14 protein-coding genes and 1 riboswitch are annotated in these 20,851 nt (G+C 68.0%); of the genes, 4 read left to right on the top strand and 10 right to left on the bottom strand.

Features of this window, described 5'->3' with window-relative positions:
• Window positions 1–19: 19 nt before the first annotated feature.
• The 9 genes from TF1_RS06905 to glgP form a co-directional block, all read right to left on the bottom strand.
• Window positions 20–961 (bottom strand): electron transfer flavoprotein subunit alpha/FixB family protein, encoded by a 942-nt coding sequence (locus TF1_RS06905; RefSeq protein ID WP_011291041.1) that lies wholly within the window; start codon window positions 959–961, stop codon window positions 20–22.
• A 27-nt stretch (window positions 962–988) separates the two neighbouring features.
• A complete protein-coding gene (locus tag TF1_RS06900) occupies window positions 989–1,768 on the bottom strand; it encodes an electron transfer flavoprotein subunit beta/FixA family protein (protein WP_011291040.1) in 780 nt (259 codons plus the stop codon).
• A gap of 240 nt (window positions 1,769–2,008) precedes the next feature.
• The gene (locus TF1_RS06895; RefSeq protein WP_061783756.1) at window positions 2,009–3,823 is read right to left on the bottom strand and encodes a serine/threonine-protein kinase; all 1,815 of its coding nucleotides are present in this window, start codon (window positions 3,821–3,823) and stop codon (window positions 2,009–2,011) included.
• A 393-nt stretch (window positions 3,824–4,216) separates the two neighbouring features.
• Window positions 4,217–4,759 (bottom strand): YbaK/EbsC family protein, encoded by a 543-nt coding sequence (locus TF1_RS06890; RefSeq protein ID WP_011291038.1) that lies wholly within the window; start codon window positions 4,757–4,759, stop codon window positions 4,217–4,219.
• Window positions 4,760–4,766: 7 nt separating this feature from the next.
• Complete coding sequence (locus tag TF1_RS06885; RefSeq protein ID WP_011291037.1) at window positions 4,767–5,555, bottom strand: enoyl-CoA hydratase/isomerase family protein; 789 nt, start codon at window positions 5,553–5,555, stop codon at window positions 4,767–4,769.
• A gap of 260 nt (window positions 5,556–5,815) precedes the next feature.
• Entirely contained in the window at window positions 5,816–6,592 is a 777-nt protein-coding gene (locus TF1_RS06880; protein ID WP_011291036.1) for an energy-coupling factor transporter transmembrane component T family protein, read from the bottom strand.
• Entirely contained in the window at window positions 6,589–8,127 is a 1,539-nt protein-coding gene (locus tag TF1_RS06875) for an ABC transporter ATP-binding protein (protein WP_016188259.1), read from the bottom strand. Before TF1_RS06875 ends, TF1_RS06880 begins: the two co-directional genes overlap by 4 nt.
• 4 nt (window positions 8,128–8,131) lie before the next feature.
• Window positions 8,132–8,734, bottom strand: a complete 603-nt coding sequence (locus TF1_RS06870) for an ECF transporter S component (RefSeq protein ID WP_011291034.1) — start codon at window positions 8,732–8,734, stop codon at window positions 8,132–8,134.
• Window positions 8,735–8,840: 106 nt separating this feature from the next.
• A riboswitch (TPP riboswitch) is annotated at window positions 8,841–8,946 on the bottom strand.
• Window positions 8,947–9,230: 284 nt separating this feature from the next.
• The gene (glgP, locus tag TF1_RS06865) at window positions 9,231–11,852 is read right to left on the bottom strand and encodes an alpha-glucan family phosphorylase (RefSeq protein ID WP_061783755.1); all 2,622 of its coding nucleotides are present in this window, start codon (window positions 11,850–11,852) and stop codon (window positions 9,231–9,233) included.
• Between the two features lie 570 nt (window positions 11,853–12,422).
• Between glgP and TF1_RS06860 the strand changes: the two genes are divergently transcribed.
• From TF1_RS06860 to glgB, 4 genes are all read left to right on the top strand, one after another.
• The gene (locus TF1_RS06860; protein WP_011291032.1) at window positions 12,423–14,390 is read left to right on the top strand and encodes an alpha-1,4-glucan--maltose-1-phosphate maltosyltransferase; all 1,968 of its coding nucleotides are present in this window, start codon (window positions 12,423–12,425) and stop codon (window positions 14,388–14,390) included.
• A gap of 66 nt (window positions 14,391–14,456) precedes the next feature.
• Window positions 14,457–16,277 (top strand): maltose alpha-D-glucosyltransferase, encoded by a 1,821-nt coding sequence (gene treS / locus TF1_RS06855; protein WP_011291031.1) that lies wholly within the window; start codon window positions 14,457–14,459, stop codon window positions 16,275–16,277.
• Between the two features lie 21 nt (window positions 16,278–16,298).
• Window positions 16,299–17,693: a maltokinase N-terminal cap-like domain-containing protein gene (locus TF1_RS06850; RefSeq protein WP_041427665.1), complete on the top strand. Its 1,395-nt coding sequence runs from the start codon at window positions 16,299–16,301 to the stop codon at window positions 17,691–17,693.
• 71 nt (window positions 17,694–17,764) lie between these two features.
• Window positions 17,765–19,939: a 1,4-alpha-glucan branching protein GlgB gene (gene glgB / locus TF1_RS06845; RefSeq protein ID WP_041427663.1), complete on the top strand. Its 2,175-nt coding sequence runs from the start codon at window positions 17,765–17,767 to the stop codon at window positions 19,937–19,939.
• A gap of 78 nt (window positions 19,940–20,017) precedes the next feature.
• On the opposite strand, the gene TF1_RS06840 is transcribed toward glgB, so the two are convergent.
• Window positions 20,018–20,815, bottom strand: a complete 798-nt coding sequence (locus TF1_RS06840; RefSeq protein ID WP_011291028.1) for a hypothetical protein — start codon at window positions 20,813–20,815, stop codon at window positions 20,018–20,020.
• Window positions 20,816–20,851: the final 36 nt, after the last annotated feature.

Below are 20,851 nucleotides of genomic sequence, written 5' to 3'. Positions count from 1 at the left end.
CGCAATCAGTGCGGTGCGCTTACTTGCGCTTGTTGATCTCCTCGGTCAACTGCGGGGCGACCTTGTGCAGGTCACCGATGACCGCGAAGTCGGAGATCTCCAAGATCGGAGCCTCGGGGTCCTTGTTGACCGCGACGATCGTCTTGGAGGTCTGCATACCAGCCCGGTGCTGGATCGCGCCGGAGATGCCCAGAGCGATGTACAGGTTGGGCGAGACGGTCTTACCGGTCTGGCCGACCTGGAAGGCGTGCGGGTACCACCCGGCGTCAACCGCGGCCCGGGAGGCACCTACGGCGGCGCCGAGCGCGTCCGCGAGGTTCTCCACCACGGAGAAGTCCTCACCCACACCGCGGCCGCCGGAGACTACGATCGCGGCCTCGGTGAGCTCGGGGCGGGCACCCTTCTCTTGCTTGACCCGGTCGGTGATCCGGGCGGCCTTGGCGGCGTCGGACAGCTCGATCTCGACGGCTTCCACCGCGGCGGCACCAGCCGACGGCTCGGCCGGGATGGCGTTGGGTCGCACGGCGACCACGGGAACGCCCTTGGTGACCTTCGCGTGGGTGATGATGGAGCCACCGAAGATGGAGTGCTCAGCCACCAGCTCGGAGTTGATGTCCACCACGTCGGTGAGGACACCGGAGCCCAGCTTGACCGCGGTGCGGCCGGCGATCTCCTTGTTCTCCGGCGTAGCCGAGACCAGGACGGCGGCAGCGGACTTGTCGTTGGCGAGCTTGGCCAGCAGCTCGGCCTTGGGCGCCACCACGTAGTCGTCGAGCTCAGCGGGAGCCGTGTAGATCTTCTCCGCGCCGTACTCGCCGAGCTTCGCCTTCAGCTCGTCGGTGGGCTCTCCCACGACCACCGCCGCGGGCTCCCCGATCCGGCGAGCCGCGGTCAGCAGCTCCAGAGTGACCTTCTTGACCTGCCCGTCGACGTGGTCGACGAGGACGAGGACCTCAGCCATGTTCTCTTCCCCTCTCTCGTCTCGCCGCTACACGAACTTCTTGCTGGCCAAGAAGTCGGCGATCAGGACGCCGCCGTTGCCTTCGTCCTTGACGACAGTGCCCGCGGTACGCGGCGGAGCCGGTGCGAAGTCGACAACCTGAGTGGTGGCGTTGGCCAGGCCGACCTTGTCCGCGTCGATCCCCGCCTCGGCAATGCTGAGCTTGGTGACCGGCTTCTTCTTGGCGGCCATGATCAGCTTGAACGACGGGTAGCGCGGCTCGTTGATCTTCTCGACCACCGAGATGACGGCCGGAAGGGTGGCCTCGACCACCTGGTAGCCGTCGTCGGTCTGACGCTGGATCTTCACCGACGTGCCGTCGACGTCGACCTTGTTCGCGAGGGTGAGCTGCGGCAGGCCGAGGTACTCGGCCAGGGCGGCACCCACCACACCGGTTCGGGCGTCGGTGGACTCCGAGCCCAGGATGACCAGGTCGTATTCGAGGGTGCCCAGGGTCTGCGCGATCGCGTAGGCGGTCTGCAGCGCGTCAGAGCCGGCCAGGGCGTCGTCGCAGACGTGGACCGCCTTGTCCGCTCCCATGGAGAGCGCCTTGCGGATCGAGTCGGTGGCCTGCTCCGGGCCGACGGTGAGGATGGTGACCTCGCCGCCGTGCTTCTCCTTGAGCCGGAGCGCCTCCTCGATGGCGTACTCGTCGAGCTCGTTGATCACACCGTCGGAGGCAGCACGGTCTACCGTGCTGTCCGCGGGGTCGAGCTTGCGTTCGGTCTCGGTATCCGGGACCTGCTTGACCAAGACGACAATATTCATGTCGGTGGTCGACCTCCCTGCCCTTGTCTGCACCGTTCTGGTGAACGGTCGGGACGCGGGCGCGTCCGTGGTTTCTCCCCAAGAGTGCCAAACAGCCGAACAGAATTCGGAGCCGGGTCGGTGTTAGCACCGACCGCTGCCGCGGCGTGTGGTGTTCTTGTCTCCCCACCAAATGTTACTGGCTAGTAGCATGAGGCGCGACCGCGAACAGGCACCCTTATTGGGAAGGCTATGACCAGGTCAGGAGCCAAACCACTCCGAAGGTCCGGGAATGGGGTCCCATGCTGGCACCAACTGGACACCAAATACCACCAGGAACAGGGCGAGCAGGCTGATCGCGATGATGGTGCCCCAGTAGACGTAAGGGTTGCGGATCGTGATCTTGCTGACCAGCCACCGCGACTGGCGCTGCGCACCCCGGGCATGCGGGCCGAACAAGAAATTCATCAACACCACGACGCCGAGTGCCCACGAGCCCACGACGTTGGCGGAACTATTGCCGCTGACCATTCCGATCGCGATACCCACCACGATTCCGGCCAGCAAGTAGCCAAGGCCGTAGAGCGCGGCGTGGCCCAGCGTGCGGAGCAGCGCCCACGGCATGCTCAACGCGATCACCACGTTGTCGGAGCTGCGCGGCCCGCGTTCGTGCAGTCGGCGGGCATGCTCGCGGCGGGCTAGGTCGAGACCGCCGAGCACGGTGACAGCGAGAGTCCCCAGGATGAGACCGATCGTCGGCATCATGAGCGTGAGCCCGACGATCCCCAACGCCACCGGGACCACCATCACCCACGGCAGGCGCTTTGCCTCGTACTCGTCGTAGTAGTCGTCCTCGTCGTCCGAGAAGTAGTCGGAGAGCCGGTCCTCGCCCCTGCGGTAGGCACGGAACCGCTCCAGCAGACTGGGCGGCTCGTCGTCGTAGTCGGCAGAGTCCCGATTCCGCCCTTCGTAGTCGACGGGGGTCAGGATGTCGCGGAACTCTTCGGGGCGCAGCGTGGCGTCGTAGTAGTGGTCGTAGCGGCGCCCGCTGTCCTGCTGCTCCTCCTCGTCGTCACCGAAGCCTTCGGGGGCGACCATGGTGCGGTCCGGGGCGGCAGCCTCCGCTACCGCAGTGGCCTGGTTCTCTTCGGGCTCCGGCGGGGCAGGCTGGGGGGTGCTCGTCGGCAGGTCAGCGGAGACCGTGTGCAGGCCCGTCATCCCCGACGAGCGGTACTCGTCCTCCATCCACGGCAAGTCGAGGTTGAGCTGCTCGGTCCGGGCCACCAGCTCTTCAGCGGTGGGACGCTTCCGCGGGTCGCGCTGGACCGCGTCCTGAACGATCGGGCGCAGCGGCTCCGGAACCCCGTCGAGGTTGATCTCTCCGTTGAGGATGCGGAAGAAGATCACTTCGAACGCGCCCGCGCCGTACGGCGGGTTGCCGGTGGCGGCGAACGCGACCGTCGCACCCCAGGCGTGGATGTCCGTGGCCGGGCTCAGGTCCGAGCCTTCGATCACCTCGGGGGACAGGTAGCTGGGCGTGCCGACGAACGTGCCGGTCTGGGTGAGTTTGGAGCCGTCCACCGCGTACGCGATACCGAAGTCGATGATGATCGGCTCGCCGTTGCAGATGATCACGTTGCCGGGCTTGAGGTCGCGGTGGATGATCTCGGCCGCGTGGATGTCCCGCAGGGCGCGCGCTAACCCGGTGACGACACGGGTGAGGGCCCGTCCGCGCAGCGGGCCGTGGTTGGTCACCGTGGAGTCCAGCGTGGGGCCCGGAATGTACTCGGTGACGACCCAGGGCAGCGGCGCGGTGGTGTCGGCGTCGATGACCTCGGCCACGTTGCGGCTGCGTACCCGCCGCATGGTCATGACCTCGCGGGCCAGCCGGGCACGGGCGATATCATCCCCCGCCACCTCTGCACGCAGCACCTTGACCGCGACCAGACGGTCCTGAGGGTCTACGGCTTGATACACAACGCCCATACCGCCTTGGCCGATGCGCCGGCGGATCTTGTACGGGCCGATGTACTCCGGCAGCTCCTCACCATCGGGGAAACCTGCCGCCATTGCCATAGTGATCTCATCCCCTCGAACACCGTTTGGTGCAGCCTATTCGGCCGGGATCCACCGGACTGTGCGGTGTTGACCCGACCGCTTCGGAGCCGTGACCGCACAGGCCCGACGACACAGCTTCTCGGTGACACCAGACTGACGGAGAGCGGTACCACCGCAGTTTTCTCACGCTAGTCGGATCACGCACGGCCGCAAACGGGGCGTTCGTGCTGACCCCACGTCTTTGGTGAAGCGACTCAATGAGTATGACGGAAAAAGTCGAAGTGAGGTTCCGGTCAAGGTTACGGTTGAACCACCATGCTGCCGTCCCCCGCTTCTAGCCTGCACACAGTACGCACAGTAGAAGGATTCTTATTCTGAGTGACAGGGAGGCGGGAGGATCCCGCCTCCCTGTCACGCCGGTCGGGCGAGACCGTCGAGGACTTCCGCGCCCGGCAGTTCGGCGAGGGCCGCTCCCGGAAGGATGAGCTTAGAGCGGCGCAGCCCGCTGCCCACCACAACCTCGGGCTGGGCGACCACGGCGGAGTCGATGAGGATCGGCCACTCCGGGGGCAGTCCCACCGGGGTGATCCCGCCGTACTCCATCCCGGTCTGCTGCACCGCCTCCTCTTGGGGGGCGAAACTCGCTTTGCGCGCCCCCAAGTGGCGGCGGACCACCCCGTTGATGTCGGCGCGGGTCGTGGCAAGGACCACACAGGCCGCCAACCGGGTCTCCCCGCCGCGCCGGGCCGCGACGATGACGCAGTTGGCCGACGCGTCCAGCGGCACCCCGTAGGCCGCGCAGAAGTTCGCGGTGTCAGCCAGTTCCGGGTCGATAGCGGCGACCCGGAGCCGGTCCACCGGGGTGTCGTGCTTCCACTCGGTCACCGCGGCGGCAACCGGGGCGGCGAGCAGGTCGGTCCGCTCCGCGGCGGGATACTCGGTCAGTTGCCACATCAGTGGCCTACCTCCCAGAGAACGTGGCCTTGCCGGGACCGTGCTCCATGAAGCTCCGCATCCCGGTCTTCTGGTCTTCCGTAGCGAAAAGCGCGGAGAACTGCAGCCGTTCGATCTCCAGCCCGGTGTCCAGGTCGACTTCGAGCCCGGCGTCAATGGCCTGTTTGGCGGCGCGCAGCGCGAGCGCCGGACCGTTCGCGTAGCGGGCTGCCATGGCCACCGCTGTCGCGTACACCTCTTCGGCGGGCACCACCTTGTCCACGAGACCGATCTCCAAGGCCTCCGCTGCATCCACGTGCCGGCCGGTGAAGATCAGGTCCTTGGCCTTCGCCGGGCCGATGAGGCGCGGCAGCCGCTGGGTGCCGCCCGCGCCAGGAATAATGCCGAGCTGGATCTCAGGCTGGCCGAGTTTGGCGTTGTCCGCGGCGACCCGGAAGTCGGCGCACAGCGCGAGCTCGCATCCGCCGCCCAGGGCGTACCCGGTGATGGCGGCGATCACGGGCTTGGGGATGCGGGCCACCGCGGTGAAGCAGTCCTGAAGGGTGCGGGAGTGCGCGGCCATTGCCGCGTAGTCCATGTCCGCCATCTCCTTGATGTCGGCTCCGGCGGCGAACACGCGCTCTCCCCCGTAGATGACGGCGGCGGCGACCGCCGAGTCTTCGCTGACCTGGGCGGCGGCTTCCGCGAGTTCCCGCTGAACTTGGGTGTTGAGCGCGTTCATCTTCGGCCGGTCCAGCCGGATGACGGCGACGGCTGGATGGTCCGCATCCGTTTCGACCCGAACAAACTCCCCCATGGGTTCTCCCTCTCCACTTCCCGATGTGGACTGTTGTCTGTCCCTCTCCCTATCACTCCGCCGTGCCCGGCTTGGGCAGCGCCCCGCCCTTGCCGCTTCCCATCCGGGCGCTTCTCAGCGGGAACGTCAACGCTCGCCCTGAGGTGCCCCAAAAAAGACCATCTGGGGCACGGCGGCCTCCTCCCGCGGGCAGGCCCCGGGCAGAATGCACGGCACAGGAGGATGCCCTGGTCGGTGACCCCAGGGCATCCTTGCCTGTATCAGGTGAACAGCAGCCGCAGCGTGCCGAGCTGGGCGGAGACCGTGTAGGCGGCGGCAAGCAGCAGCAGACTGGCCGCGACGAGCACCGTGTCAGCGAGACGCCACCGGCTGACCCGGGCGTGCGACCGCGGCCCCGTGCCGAACGCGCGGGCGTCCATTGCTGTCGCCAGCAGCGTGCCGGTGCGCACCGCACGGACCAGCAGCGCGAACAGCTTCCCGAAGAAGATGGAGAGCGCAGCCAGCGGGTTGCGCCCGGCTTCCAGGCCGCGGGCCCTCCGGGCGAGGGTGACGGTACGCCACTGGTCGGCCAGCAGCGGGACCAGCCGGAGCGCGGCAAGCACCCCCATCGCGGGCCGCTCCGGGACTTTGAGGCGCTGCACGAGCGCGTCCGCAAGGTCAGTGGCGTCGCTGCTGACCGCGGCCAGCATCCCCGGCAGGGCGATCGCGAGGATGCGCACTGCCGCGCCGGACGCCCCCCACAGGCCTTCTTCGCCGTAGAGCAGGTTGACCACCCATGTGGAGAGCCCCATGAGGCAGAACGGGACGCTGAGCACCAGCAGGGTGGCCCGGTTGATCCCGCTGAACGGCAGCAGCAGGGCTGTGACGGCGAGGACGATCCCGCCGGTGACCGGGTCCACGGCGGGGATGAGGCCGAAGGAGATGACACAGGCCGCGATCAGTTTGGCGGCCGGGTTGATGCCGAGCAGCCAGGACCGGACGCCCGGCTGTCCGTTGCCGGGTGCGGCGCGGCCCGCAGGGGCAGAGGTGAGGTTCACCGGCTCTCCTCCATCCCGGTGCGCGCTGTCTCCGTGACCGAGCCGTCCGCCACCCGCAGTTCCACGTCGGCGAGGTGGCGCAGCAGCAGCGTGTCGTGGGTGGCGAGCACGATCGCCCGGCCTTGGCCGCGCAGCGCATCCAGCAGTTCCACCAGTTCCACCCAGGTGCGGGTGTCTTGGCCGAACGTGGGCTCGTCGAGCACCAGCACGTCGGGGGCGTGGGCCGGGCCGGAGCTGAGCGCGGTTGCCACGGACAGCCGCCGTTTCTCCCCGCCGGAGAGGGTGTAGGGGTGCTTGTCGGCCAGGTGGGTCAACCGCAGCCGTTCCAGCAGTTCGTCCACCCAGGCCGCGGTCTCTGCCTCGCCCATGCCCAGGCGCAGCGGCGCGAACCGGAGCTCGTCGCGCACGGTGGCGGTCACGAACTGGTCTTCGGCGTGCTGGAACACGGTACCGACGTGCCGGGCGAGTTGCCGCGCCGGCCATTTCACCAGCGGACGCGGGTCGGCTGCGGCGAGCGGCCCGCAAGGGCGGATCTGTCCTGACTGCGGTTTCGCCAGTCCCGCTAGCGCGGTGAGCAGGGTGGATTTTCCGGCGCCGTTGGCTCCGGTGAGCGCGGTCGCGGTCCCCGCAGCCACGGTGACGTCCACCGCATTGAGGACGGTTTTCGGCCGTCTTCGCCCCGGGGTGCGCGGAGTGCCCAGAGTGCAGTCCGCCGCTTCGATGAGGACGGGGCCTCCCGGGGCCGGCGTGGTGCAGGGGACGGGGTCTGCGTGGGGGACCCACACGCCCCGCTCGGCCAGGGCAGTCCCGTGCCGGGCGAACACCGTGCGGGGAGCACCGTCGGCGATGACTCCCCCGCCCGGTTCGACGACTACGACCCGGTCAACCAGGTCGACGACGTCGGCGACCCGGTGTTCGACGAGTACCAGGGTGGCCCCGGTGTCGGCGAGCAGCCGGGCCAGCACGTCGCGGATCAGGCGTGCCCCGGGCGGGTCGAGGTTGGCGGTGGGTTCGTCGAGCAGCAGCAGCCGGGGGCGCATGGCGAGCACCCCGGCGATCACCAGGCGCTGCTTCTCCCCGCCGGAGAGGGCCGCGGTGGGATGGGCGCGCCCATAGGGGAAGCCGACCCGGGCGAGGGCTTCGTCTACCCGTGCCCAGATCTGTTCGCGGGGCACGCCGAGGTTCTCCAAGCCGAACGCGACGTCGTCCCCGGCGCGGGCCATGACGAGCTGGCTCTCCGGGTCCTGCGCCACCAGGCCGATCCGGCCGCGCTGGCTCGTCGCGGGTTTCCCGTCGACGAGGAGCCGGCCTTCCTCTTCGCCGGTGATGGCGCCGTTGGGCCCGGTGAGTCCCGCCAGCGCGTGCAGCAGGGTGCTCTTCCCTGCCCCGGAAGCGCCCAGCAGCAGGACGCGTTCCCCTGGTTCGATCACCAGGTCGACGCCACGCAGGGCGTAGTCGGCGCGGCCGGCGTGCCGCCAGCCCCAGCCGGACAGTTCCACCCGCGCGCCGTGACCGTCGCGGTTTCCGGTACCCATCGGCCTATCCCCGCGCCGAGGCGAAGGGGGACAGCGCTCCGGCGGCGGCCAAGCGCGTGGTGAGCACACGCGAGCCCGCCCCGGCGATGAGGCCGGCGCTGATCAGGACGAGTACCCCGTAGACGACCTGGTAGCTGAGGGGCCAGGTGACATGGTAGGTGAGGTTGTCCCGGATCGCGGGGGAGATCCCGCCGGCCACTCCCGCGAGGACTGCCACCCCCATGCCCCAGCTGCGGTAGCGGAAGGCGAGGAAGACCAGTTCACTGAGCAGTCCTTGCAGGGCGCCGGAGATGAGGACCGAGACGCCCCACCCGGTGCCCAGCAGCATCTCCAGGGAGGCGGCGGCGATCGACGTCAGCACGGCGGCCCCGGGTTTGCGGATGATGAGTCCGCCGAGGACACCGGGGACCATCCACATGCCGTAGAGAATGGCCTGGGCCGGAGGGAAGAACGCGAACAGTCCCGTGGTGGCGTTCCACAGGACACTCCACACCCAGAAGACGATCCCCACGGCGACACCGATGACGGCAGCCACCACGATGTCCACGGTGCGCCAGTGGAGGAGGGATTGACGATCCTGGCCGGGTTGCGGCTCGGCCGGGCTCATGATTGGTCACGTCCCTTCGCGGAGTCACGGAGGGCTCTTGGCCAAGAGCGCACACCGGCCGCTATGACACGCACCAGAAGCACCGGTGCGCGAGACCACGCCACCGGTGGCGGTTCCCACGACTTCCTTCGCTGGCATTACCCAGATCAGGTAGTAAGGGTCTGCGGCTGTGCCGCACTCTCAGCGCTAGAGGCGCTCCCCTGTCGTTTGGTTGTGCTGTCGGGCCTCATTATGGCCGCAGGACGGCGGCGCGCGTCAACCCGCCCCGGATCCGGGGTGCGCCGCTCCCCGCCGTACCACGGGTCGACGCAGCTCTTCTCCGGCCGCGGTGGCCGGTTGCGGCCGCTTCCCTTCCCTTTTTTCGGCTGCGATGGTGCCCGCCGCCAGGCGGTCTCCCCGAGACGGCGGCCGCGGCTGCCGCTGCCCCGGGGACAACCGCCGGGTACCGCACCAGGGTCGCCGTACCCGGCCTGCCGCTGCGGTGCGGGTGTCCTGGTCAGTGCGGCACGAGGGTGCCGATACCCATCGTGGGTTCGGCTACCACGGCCATCCCCGCTTCTGCGGGATGGGTGAGGAGCCGGTGCCGTGGGCGGATGCGGACCGTGTACCCGCACGTGCCCGCGCGGTCCAGTGGGACGGTCCCGCCGAAGCGCACCAGCGGGTAGACCACGTCCGAGGCGGGCAGCGGCGCGAGTTCGGTCGTGGTCGGGTTGATCAGTTCGTCGTCGTCGTTGACGCGTCCCAGGACGACCTCCACGCACACGTCGTCCGGGTCGAGCCCGCCCAGGACCAGGGTGGCGCGCACCTCCAGTTCCCCGCCGACCTGCGGGGTGTCCCCGTTCATCGATGTTTCGACGTGTTCGATGCGCACCCCCGGCCAGGCGTGCTGCACCCGCTGTTTCCAGGCGGCGAGCTCCCGGGCTCCGCGGTAGTTGTCTGCGGCGAGCCGCCGCATGGCGAGCGCGGCTGGCTGGTAGAGCTGGTCGACGTATTCGCGGACCATGCGGGTGGCCTGCACTTTCGGTCCCAGGGAGACCATGGTGTGCTTGACCGTCTCCAGCCACCGCCGGGGCAGTCCGTGGTCGTCCCGCTCGTAGAACAAGGGGGCGACCTGCTCCTCGAACAGCTCGTAGAGGGCTGCCGCTTCGATGTCGTCCCGCCGGTCCGGGTCGTCGACGCCGTCCGCGGTGGGGATCGCCCACCCGTTGGAGCCGTCGAACCACTCGTCCCACCAGCCGTCGCGGATCGACAGGTTGAGTCCGCCGTTGAGCGCGGACTTCATGCCTGAGGTGCCGCACGCTTCCAGGGGACGCAGCGGGTTGTTCAGCCACACGTCGCAGCCCTGCACGAGGAGCGCGGCCAGCGCCATGTCGTAGTCGGGCAGGAAGACGATGCGGTCCCGCACCCGAGGATCGTCGCTGAACCGCACCATCTCCTGGATGAGCCGTTTGCCGCCTTCATCAGCGGGGTGGGCTTTGCCCGCGATGATGATCTGGATGGGGCGTTCCGGGTGGCGCAGGAGCGCGGTGAGGCGTTCCGGGTCGCGCAGCATCAAGGTGAGCCGTTTGTAGGAGGGCACGCGGCGGGCGAAACCGACGGTGAGCACCTCCGGGTCGAGTGCCTCGTCGATCCAGGCGAGTTCCGCGTCGGTGGCCCCCCGCTGCCGCCAGGAGGCGCGGAGCCGTTTGCGGGCCTCGATGATCAGCCGTTCGCGCAGGGCGCGGCGCATCCGCCAGAGCTCTTCTGCGTCCCGTTCCACCAGCCGCTGCCAGCCTGCGGGGGTTTCGAGCTCTTCCAGGCCGAGGCCCATGGCCTGTGCCGCGTCCCACGCTTCTTCTGCCATCCAGGTCGCAGCGTGCACGCCGTTGGTGATGGAGGTGATGGGCACTTCGTCGACGTCGAATCCCGGCCACAGTCCACCGAACATCTCCCGGCTGACCGCGCCGTGCAGGGCGCTGACGCCGTTGACCCGCTGGGCGAGGCGCATACCCATGACAGCCATGTTGAACACGTTGGGGTCGCCGCCCGGATAGGTTTCGGCGCCGAGCGCCATCACCCGTTCCACGGGGAGCCCGGGCAGCGCCACCGGGCCGCTGAAGTGGCGTTCCACGAGTTCCTTGGGGAACCGGTCGATTCCGGCGGGCACCGGGGTGTGGGTGGTGAACACGGTTCCGGACCGGGTGGCTTCCAGCGCCTGGTCGAAGTCGAGTCCTGCGGTCTCGATGTATTCGCGCAGCCGTTCCAGGCCGAGGAATCCCGCGTGCCCTTCGTTCATGTGGAAGACCTCGGGCTCGGGATACCCGGTGCGCAGGCAGTAGGCGCGGACCGCGCGCAGTCCGCCGATGCCGAGCAGCAGTTCTTGGCGGAGCCGCTGCTCGGTGCCGCCGCCGTAGAGGCGGTCGGTGACACCGCGCAGGTCGAGGTCGTTGTCGTCGTGGTAGGTGTCGAGCAGCAGCAGCGGCACGCGGCCCACCCGCACGATCCAGACGTGCGCGGTCAGCGTGCGGTTCTCGGGAAGGTCGACGGTGATGCGCACCGGGGTGCCGCGGTCCTCCAGGCGGGTCATCGGCAGGCAGTGCGGGTCGATCTCGGGGTAGCGCTCCAGTTGCCATCCGTCGGGCGACAGGGTCTGGGAGAAGTAGCCGTGCCGGTAGAGCAGTCCCACGCCGATCACGGGGATGCCCAGGTCGCTGGCGCTTTTCAGGTGGTCTCCCGCGAGGATGCCCAGACCGCCGGAGTACTGGGGCAGGGTGGCGTCGAGCCCGTATTCGGCGGAGAAGTAGGCGATCGCTGCCGGCGGCGGGGTGTCGGAGCTGTCCGTGAGCTGCTGGTACCACAGCGGAGCGGTGAGGTAGCGGTCGAGGTCGGCGGCGGCTGCGTCGAGCCGGGCGCGGAACTCTGCGTCGGCGGCGAGCCCCCGGAGCCGTTCCGGGGTGACTTCTCCGAGCAGCCGGATGGGGTCCCGGCCCACGGCTTCCCAGAGGCGGGGCTCCACCGCAGCGAATACGGCGCGCGTAGGGGCGTGCCACGTCCACCGCAGGTTGGCGGCCAGGGTGCACAATGCAGCGAGCTCGTCAGGCAGAACGGTACGGACGGTAAACCTACGAATAGCCTTCACGAATCGGGAGGCTAACGAACAGAACGGCTGTATGCGAGCCTTCCACGCCGCTGCACCGCAGACGCGTAGTCTTCATTTCCTCCCCCGTGAACCAATCCCCGAAAAAGGATTTTTTGCCAAAGGTTTCCCTGCGGATTGGGGCGCATTGGGAGAAGCGGTTTAATCCTTCGAGAATTCCAAGTCTGATCTTGGTATCCGCGACGAGGAGTTTCTCATCTCCTCGCGACTGTCCCGCCTAGTTTGCACCAAACCTGCAGGTGGCGTGGGGCACTTCGAGCACCGTGCCCCTCTTGCCCCTTCCCTGGTCTTTGTTTCTCTCGCCTCCGAGTGTCCCTCTTGTCCACCCGATCGCCCTGTGACTAGCCTCACAGAAATACCTCGCTGCGGACTGCCGGAGAACGGGGAATTCAGTCCGACAGCAACGATCGGGACAACTCATCCAGATTCCTCACAAAATACTCCTTTTAGAGATTTTTACTCTCTTCCACTATTCACGATTCACCGTTGTCCCTCACCATCTATGCCAATCCACAGAAAACACCCATACCTCAACCTTTCGATGGTGTACCCGTGATCGGACGATTTCCCATCCTTGACGTCTCACCGGTCGTCGACATCGGCACCGCCAAAGCCGTCGTCGGCGAGACCTTTCCCGTGCGCGCAACCGTGTTCCGTGAAGGGCATGAGGCGCTCGGCGCAGGTGTCGTCCTCTACACTCCCGAAGGCCAGCGCCAGCCCCTCGTCCCGCTCCGCGAGATCGCCCCGGGCACGGACCGCTACGAAGCCGAGGTCACCGTCACCTCGGAAGGACTCTGGCACTTCGCTATCGAAGCGTGGAGCGACCCGTACGCGACCTGGTGCCACGACGCCCGCATCAAAATCCCTGCCGGCCAAGACGTCGAGCTGATGCTGGAAGAAGGTGCGCGTCTCCTCGAGCGCGCCGCCCGGCGGGTGCCCCGACGCCCCGCGCTCGCCGAGATCGCCGCAGCCATGCGCGACGGGTCCCGCTCCGCCCACGAGCGCCTCGACCTCGCCCTGTCCGACCTGGTCCGCGACGAGCTCGCTGAACGTCCACTGCGGGAACTCGTCACCCGGTCGCAGCGCTTCCCCGTCATGGTGAGCCGCCGACGCGCACTCTTCGGCTCCTGGTACGAGTTCTTCCCACGGTCCGAAGGCGCGGTGCTCGACACCGAGGACGGCGAACCCCGCTCCGGGACCTTCGCCACCGCCGCCCGCCGGCTGCCCGCCATCGCCGACATGGGGTTCGACGTCGTCTACATTCCGCCCATCCACCCGGTCGGCTACTCGTTCCGCAAAGGACGGAACAACTCGACCGTGGCCCAGCCGGGCGACCCCGGATCCGTGTGGGCCATCGGCTCCCACGAAGGCGGGCACGACGCGATCCACCCGGACCTGGGCACCATCGACGACTTCGACGCCTTCGTGGCCCGCGCCCGCGAACTCGGCTTGGAGATCGCCATGGACCTGGCCCTCCAAGCGTCGCCCGACCACCCGTGGGTCAAAGAACACCCCGAATGGTTCACGGTCCGCGCCGACGGGTCGATCGCGTATGCGGAGAACCCGCCCAAGAAGTACCAGGACATCTACCCGATCAACTTCGACAAGGACCCGGAGGGCATCTTCACCGAAGTGCGCCGCATCGTGCGGTACTGGATGTCCCACGGGGTGCGCATCTTCCGCGTCGACAACCCGCACACCAAACCGGTGGCGTTCTGGGAACGGCTCCTGGCCGACATCGCCGCAACCGACCCCGATGTCATCTTCCTATCCGAAGCGTTCACCCGGCCCGCGATGATGCACACCCTCGCCAAGATCGGATTCCACCAGTCCTACACGTACTTCACCTGGCGCAACACCAAGCAGGAGCTGGAGGAGTACCTCACCGAGCTCACCGGCGAAGCGGCCGCGTACATGCGCCCGAACTTCTTCGTCAACACGCCCGACATCCTCCACGCCTACCTGCAGCACGGGGGACGTCCGGCCTTCGAAGTCCGGGCGATCCTCGCCGCCACGCTCTCCCCCACGTGGGGCATGTACTCCGGGTACGAGCTGTGCGAGAACCGCGCGCTCAAACCCGGCAGCGAAGAGTACCTCGACTCGGAGAAGTACCAGTACAAGCCCCGCGACTGGGAGGCAGCGGAGGCCGCCGGGATCACCATCACCCCGCTGATCCGCAAACTCAACTCCCTGCGGCGCAGCCATCCCGCGCTCCAAGAGCTGCGCAACCTGCGGTTCCACTACGCCGACCAGCCGGAAATCATCTGCTACTCCAAACGGCTGGCCGGAGCCAACCACGGAGCTGACGACACCATCCTGGTCGTCGCGAACCTCGACCCCCACCACACACGGGAGGCGACAGTGTGGCTGGACATGCCTGCGCTCGGCTTCGCCCCCGGCGACCACATCACCGTCACAGACCAGTTGTCGGGGCACTCGTATCACTGGGTAGAGGCCAACTACGTCCGGCTCGACCCGCACGTGCAGACCGCTCACATATTCACCGTCGCCCCGGCCTAAGACCCCGGCCCCGCACCCGGGGTCCTGCGAGAACACAGTGGACAGCCAACCCTGGTGGAGAAGTCGATGACCACACAGCCGGCTCCTGGTGCCCGCCCGACGCCGACCGGGTCCGTTCCCGACACGTTCACCCACGCAAAGCCGCGCGACCCCTACTGGTACAAGCACGCGGTGTTCTACGAAGTCCTCGTCCGCGGCTTCTACGACTCCAACGGGGACGGCACCGGCGACTTGCGGGGCCTCATCGAAAAACTGGACTACCTGCAGTGGCTCGGCATCGACTGCCTCTGGCTGCTGCCGATCTACGAGTCCCCGCTCCGCGACGGCGGCTACGACGTCTCCGACTACATGAAGATCCTGCCCGAGTTCGGCCGGATCTCCGACTTCGTGGAACTCGTCGAAAAAGCCCACCAGCGGGGCATCCGGGTCATCACCGACCTGGTCATGAACCACACCAGCGACCAGCACCCGTGGTTCCAAGCCTCCCGGCACGACCCCGACGGACCGTACGGCAACTTCTACGTCTGGTCGGACACCACGGAACGCTACAGCGACGCGCGCATCATCTTCATCGACACCGAGCAGTCCAACTGGACCTACGACGAAGTGCGCGGACAGTACTACTGGCACCGCTTCTTCTCCCACCAGCCCGACCTCAACTTCGAGAACCCGGACGTCCAGGACGCCATCCTCGAAGTGATGCGGTTCTGGCTGGACCTTGGCATCGACGGTTTCCGCTTGGACGCCGTGCCCTACCTGTACGAGCGGGAAGGCACGAACTGCGAGAACCTCAAGGAGACCCACGAGTTCCTCAAACGCATCCGCGCCGAAGTCGACCGGCTCTACCCCGACCGGGTCCTGCTCAGCGAAGCCAACCAGTGGCCCGCCGACGTCGTCGACTACTTCGGCGACTACGAATCCGGCGGCGACGAATGCCACATGAACTTCCACTTCCCGCTGATGCCGCGCATGTTCATGGCGGTCCGGCGCGAACAGCGCTACCCCATCTCGGAAATCCTCGCGCAGACCCCGCCTATTCCGCGCAACTGCCAGTGGGCGATCTTCCTGCGCAACCACGACGAGCTGACCTTGGAGATGGTCAGCGATGAAGAGCGGGACTACATGTACTCCGAATACGCCAAAGACCCGCGGATGCGCGCCAACATGGGGATCCGCCGCCGGCTGGCACCCCTCCTGGAAAACGACCTCAACCAGATCAAACTGTTCACCGCGCTGCTGCTGTCGCTGCCCGGCTCCCCGGTGCTCTACTACGGCGACGAGATCGGGATGGGCGACAACATCTGGCTGGGGGACCGCGACAGCGTGCGCACCCCCATGCAGTGGACCCCGGACCGCAACGCCGGATTCTCCCGCTGCGACCCGGGCCGCCTCTACCTGCCGGTGATCATGGACCCGATCTACGGGTACCAGGCGATCAACGTCGAAGCACAGCAGAACAACCCGAACTCGCTGCTGAACTGGACCCGCAACATGATCCAGATCCGCAAGCAGCACCCGGTGTTCGGGACGGGGGACTTCACCGAACTCCACGCGAGCAACCCCAGCGTGTTCGCGTTCGTGCGCGAATACGGCGACGACCGGATGCTGTGCGTCAACAACCTGTCCCGGTTTCCCCAACCGGTGGAACTGGACCTCCGCCGCTTCGAAGGGATCACCCCGATCGAATGCACGGGGGGAGTGCACTTCCCGCCCATCGGGGAACTGCCCTACCTGCTGACTCTCCCCGGGCACGGCTTCTACTGGTTCCAGCTTCCGCCCGTCGCCGAAGAGCAGCCGCTCGCCCAGCCCGTCACCACCGTCCCCGCAGCCCCGCAGCCTCCTGCTCCGGCAGACCGTCCCGCGTCCGACCCGACCCAGCGGTCCTGAGGAGAAACGGATCGATCTGTCATGACTCAGCTCGAGGAGCTCCTGGCTACGTGGCTGCCCGCCCAGCGCTGGTTCGCGGGCAAGGGGACGGCTATCGACACGCTGCGAATCGACTCCGACCACATCCTGCTGCCCGGCCTTCCCGGGCTGCGCCTGCTCGTAGCCGAGGTCGTCCAAGGCAGCAGAACCGACCGCTACCAGGTACTTCTCGGGATGAGAGCCGTTGGAGCGGTCCCGGACGAACTCGTCCACGCTGTCATCGGCACCTGCCCGGCCCCCGCCGACCTGGACAGTCCGGCACCCGTGGTCGTCTACGACGCCGCGCACGACGCGGCCATGACCGGGCACCTGCTGAGCTGGATCGCGGAGAACCGGGACGTCGGCGCGGTGCGTTTCCGCGCTGCCCCCGGAACCGAGGTGCGCACCGGGCTGCGCAGCCTCGTCATCACCGGGGAGCAGTCCAACACCAGCCTCGTCTACGGCGAAGAGTACGTGCTGAAAATGTTCCGGCGGCTGTGGCCCGGGACCAACCCCGACCTGGAGTTGACGTCTGCGCTGGCCACAGTGGACTCGCCGCACATTGCGCGGCCGCACGGCTGGATCGACGTCGACCTGGTCGACCCGGCCAGCGGGCGCACCGTGCCGACGACGCTGGCGATGCTGCAGACGTATCTGCGCAGCGCCACCGACGGGTGGGTGCTGGCCGCCACCAGCGTGCGCGACCTCTACGCTTCCCCGGAGCTGGCGCCCAGCGAGGCGGGCGGCGACTTCGCCGGGGAAGCCCAACGGCTGGGGGCGGCGACCGCTGCCGTCCACCGAGACCTGGCCCGGGTCCTGCCCACGGGCGTGCTCAGCCCGGAAGGCCAAGCCCACCTGGCCGCCACCATGATGGCGCGGCTGCACACCGCGGTGGACGAAGTCCCGGAGCTTGCCCCGTACGCGGAGACGCTGTACTCGGCGTTCGAAGCCTTGGGCAACACCAGCACCGACCTGCCGGTCCAACGCATCCACGGGGACTACCACCTGGGCCAGGTGGTCCGCACCGACGCGGGATGGGTGCTGTTGGACTTCGAAGGCGAACCCGCGGTGCCGGTCAGCGAACGGCAGAAGCTCAGCAGCCCGCTGCGGGACGTCGCCGGCATGCTGCGGTCCTTCGACTACGCGGCCCGGTACCAGCTCGTCGGCCGCACCGACAACCCCGCCCTGGTCACCGCGGCACGGGCGTGGGCGCAGCGCAACCGGGAAGCGTTCTGCGCGGGATACACCCGCGGCGGCGGGATCGATCCGGACCTGCACCAGGTGGTGCTGCGCGCGTTCGAATACGACAAGGCGGTCTACGAAGTCCTGTACGAGGCCCGCCACCGGCCGCACTGGATCAGTATTCCGCTGGACTCGATCACGGCGCTGACCGGGTGACCGCCCGGCCTGCAGTCCGCCAACCCGCTGGCCTGTCCTGCCCGCAACCCTGCAACCGGTACGGATATCCGATGACCAACGCACTCCTCGCTGAAATCGACGCCCTGGTCGCTGGCACCCACCACAACCCGCACGCCCTGCTCGGCGCGCATCCCGGCCCGGAAGGGGTGTGGGTGCGTGCCTTGCGCCCGCTCGCCCGCTCCGTGCACGTGCTCCTCGCCAACGGCAGCCGGGTCGAACTTCCCCACCTGCACAAAGGCGTGTTCGCCGGGGTGGTTCCGGGTGCCGAAGTCCCCGACTACCGGCTGGTGGTGCGCTACGACGACGGCACCGAGCTCACCGTGGACGACCCCTACCGGCACCTGCCCACTCTCGGAGAGCTCGACATCCACCTCATCCAGGAAGGGCGGCACGAAGAACTGTGGCGCGTGCTCGGCGCGCACACCAAACGCTTCCCTTCTGTCCTGGGCGACACGGAAGGGACCGCGTTCACCGTGTGGGCGCCCAACGCCCGCGGGGTACGGGTGATTGGGGACTTCAACCACTGGGACGGCACTGGGCACCCCATGCGTTCGCTCGGCTCCTGCGGGGTGTGGGAGCTGTTCATCCCCGGGGTCGGCGACGGTACCCGGTACAAGTACCAGGTGCTCGGCGCCGACGGAGTGTGGCGGGAGAAAGCCGACCCGGTGGCGTTCGCCACCCAGGCGCCGCCAGAGACCGCGTCCGTGGTGTTCACCTCCCGCTACACCTGGCAGGACGACGAGTGGCTGACGCAGCGCGCCGCCGCTGACCTGCACCGCAAGCCGATGAGCATCTACGAGGTGCACCTCGGTTCGTGGCGGCCCGGCCTGTCCTACCGGGAGCTTGCCGACCAGCTCGTGGACTACGTCCGCGAGCTGGGGTTCACGCACGTGGAATTCCTGCCGGTCGCGGAGCACCCGTTCGGCGGCTCGTGGGGCTACCAGGTCACCTCCTATTACGCGCCCACCGCCCGGTTCGGCTCCCCCGACGACTTCCGGTACCTGGTCGACCGCCTCCACCAGGCGGGGATCGGGGTGTTCCTGGACTGGGTGCCCGCGCACTTCCCGAAAGACGACTGGGCGCTATCCCGCTTCGACGGCACCGCCCTGTACGAGCACCCGGACCCGCGCCGCGGCATCCACCCCGACTGGGACACGCTGATCTTCAACTACGGCCGCACCGAGGTCCGCAACTTTCTGGTCGCCAACGCACTGTTCTGGCTGGAAGAGTTCCACATCGACGGGCTGCGCGTGGACGCGGTGGCTTCCATGCTCTACCTGGACTACTCCCGGGAGTCCGGCCAGTGGGAGCCCAACGCCTACGGCGGGCGGGAGAACCTGGATGCCATCGACTTCCTGCGGGAGCTCAACGCCACCGCCTACCGCCGCAACCCCGGAATCGCGATGATCGCCGAGGAATCCACCGCCTGGCCCGGGGTGACCCGCAGCACCGATACGGGAGGGCTCGGCTTCGGGTTCAAGTGGAACATGGGGTGGATGCACGACACCCTGTCCTACCTGCAGCACGACCCCGTCCACCGGCAGTACCACCACAACGAAGTCACCTTCTCCATGGTGTACGCCTACAGCGAGAACTATGTGCTGCCGCTCTCCCACGACGAAGTCGTGCACGGCAAGAGGTCGCTGCTGTACAAGATGCCGGGGAACGAGTGGCAGCGCTGCGCGAACCTGCGGGCGCTCCTGGCCTACATGTGGGCGCACCCAGGCAAACAGCTCCTGTTCATGGGCAACGAGATCGCCCAAGGCGACGAGTGGTCGCACGACGCCGGGGTGCAGTGGTGGCTGCTGCGCTACCCCCACCATGCCGGGATGCGCCGGCTCGTCGCCGACCTCAACCGGCTGTACCGGAACACGCGGGCGCTGTGGAGCCAAGACACGGTCCCGGAGGGGTTCACCTGGTTGGACGGCGGTGACGCGAGCGGCAACACGCTGTCGTTTCTGCGGTGGGGAGACGACGGGTCGGTCCTGGCCTGCCTCGTGAACTTCAGCGGCCGCCCGCACCCGGAGCGCCGGGTCGGCCTGCCCTATGCGGGCCGGTGGCGGGAGATCCTCAACACGGACGCCGTGCTTTACGGCGGCAGCGGCGTCTCGCAGCCGGGGATCATCGAGGCCTCCGAGGAGACGCCGTGGCAGGGCCAGCCCGCTTCCGCTCTGGTGACCTACCCGCCGCTGGGGGTGTCCTGGCTGGTGTTCGACGGGACGTGAGCCCCGGGCGCGTCCCTTGTCCGCGTCCGGGCTGCCCGCCGCCTCCCGTCCCGGAGACCTCCAGCGGTGGCATGCCCGTCAGTCGTCGTCCTGGTTGTCACCCTGGTCCTGGTCCCGGTCGTTGTCCCGGTCCCGGTCTCTGTTGCGCCGTTCCTCTTCTTCTCTGATGCGCTGCTTGTACTCGGTGACGTCCATCGACTCGGCGATGGTGAGGTAGAGGCTGTCGTAGCGCTGGTCCACCGACCAGACGTAGACGAGGACGTCGCTTTCCGGGAGGAACCACAGCCGCACCTCGAAGGTGTCGTCGTTCTCGCACGTCACCTTCCAGGTGGAGTAGTGCGACTTCAGCCCGTCGGCGTGGGTGGTCAGCCCGTCGCCGATCAGGTGCAGCGTGGACTCTTTGATGCCGACGTTGCCTGCCTCGGCGGTGGTGAGGCTGCGGCAGGTCGTGGGATCCGCGGCCCACCCGTCGTCCTTGTGGAAGGAACTGTCTCGTTTCGGCCAGTTGTCGGGGTGCCGCTGGGCGGCTTTGGGCCGTACCTCGACCGCGCCGTAGCCGCACGTGTCCTGACCGGGGGGCCGCATGCACAGCATTCCCTCCCCCTGGTCGACCTCCCACCCCTGGGGCGCGTTGATCTTGACGCCCTCAATGTTGAGCTGGGTGAACCCCGCGGGTGCGGGCGCCTCGGCAGCTTCGAGGACACCGCCGTAGGTGGCCTCCGGTTCGGGAACGGGGGGACGCTCCGACGAGGCCGAGTCGGAGTCGTCGCTGCACCCCGTCATTGCCAGGGCTCCGGCGGCCAAAGCCGCCATCAGGCGGACGGGGAGACGTCTCCGAGGGGCTTCGAACCGCGATCGGCTGGGGATGCCGGACATGCGATTCCCTTCTCTACACGCTTGACCTCAACGACG

The organism is Thermobifida fusca NBRC 14071 = JCM 3263 (assembly GCF_001592045.1).
Lineage (GTDB): Bacteria > Actinomycetota > Actinomycetes > Streptosporangiales > Streptosporangiaceae > Thermobifida > Thermobifida fusca.
This window is presented reverse-complemented; position numbering and strand designations above follow the sequence as displayed.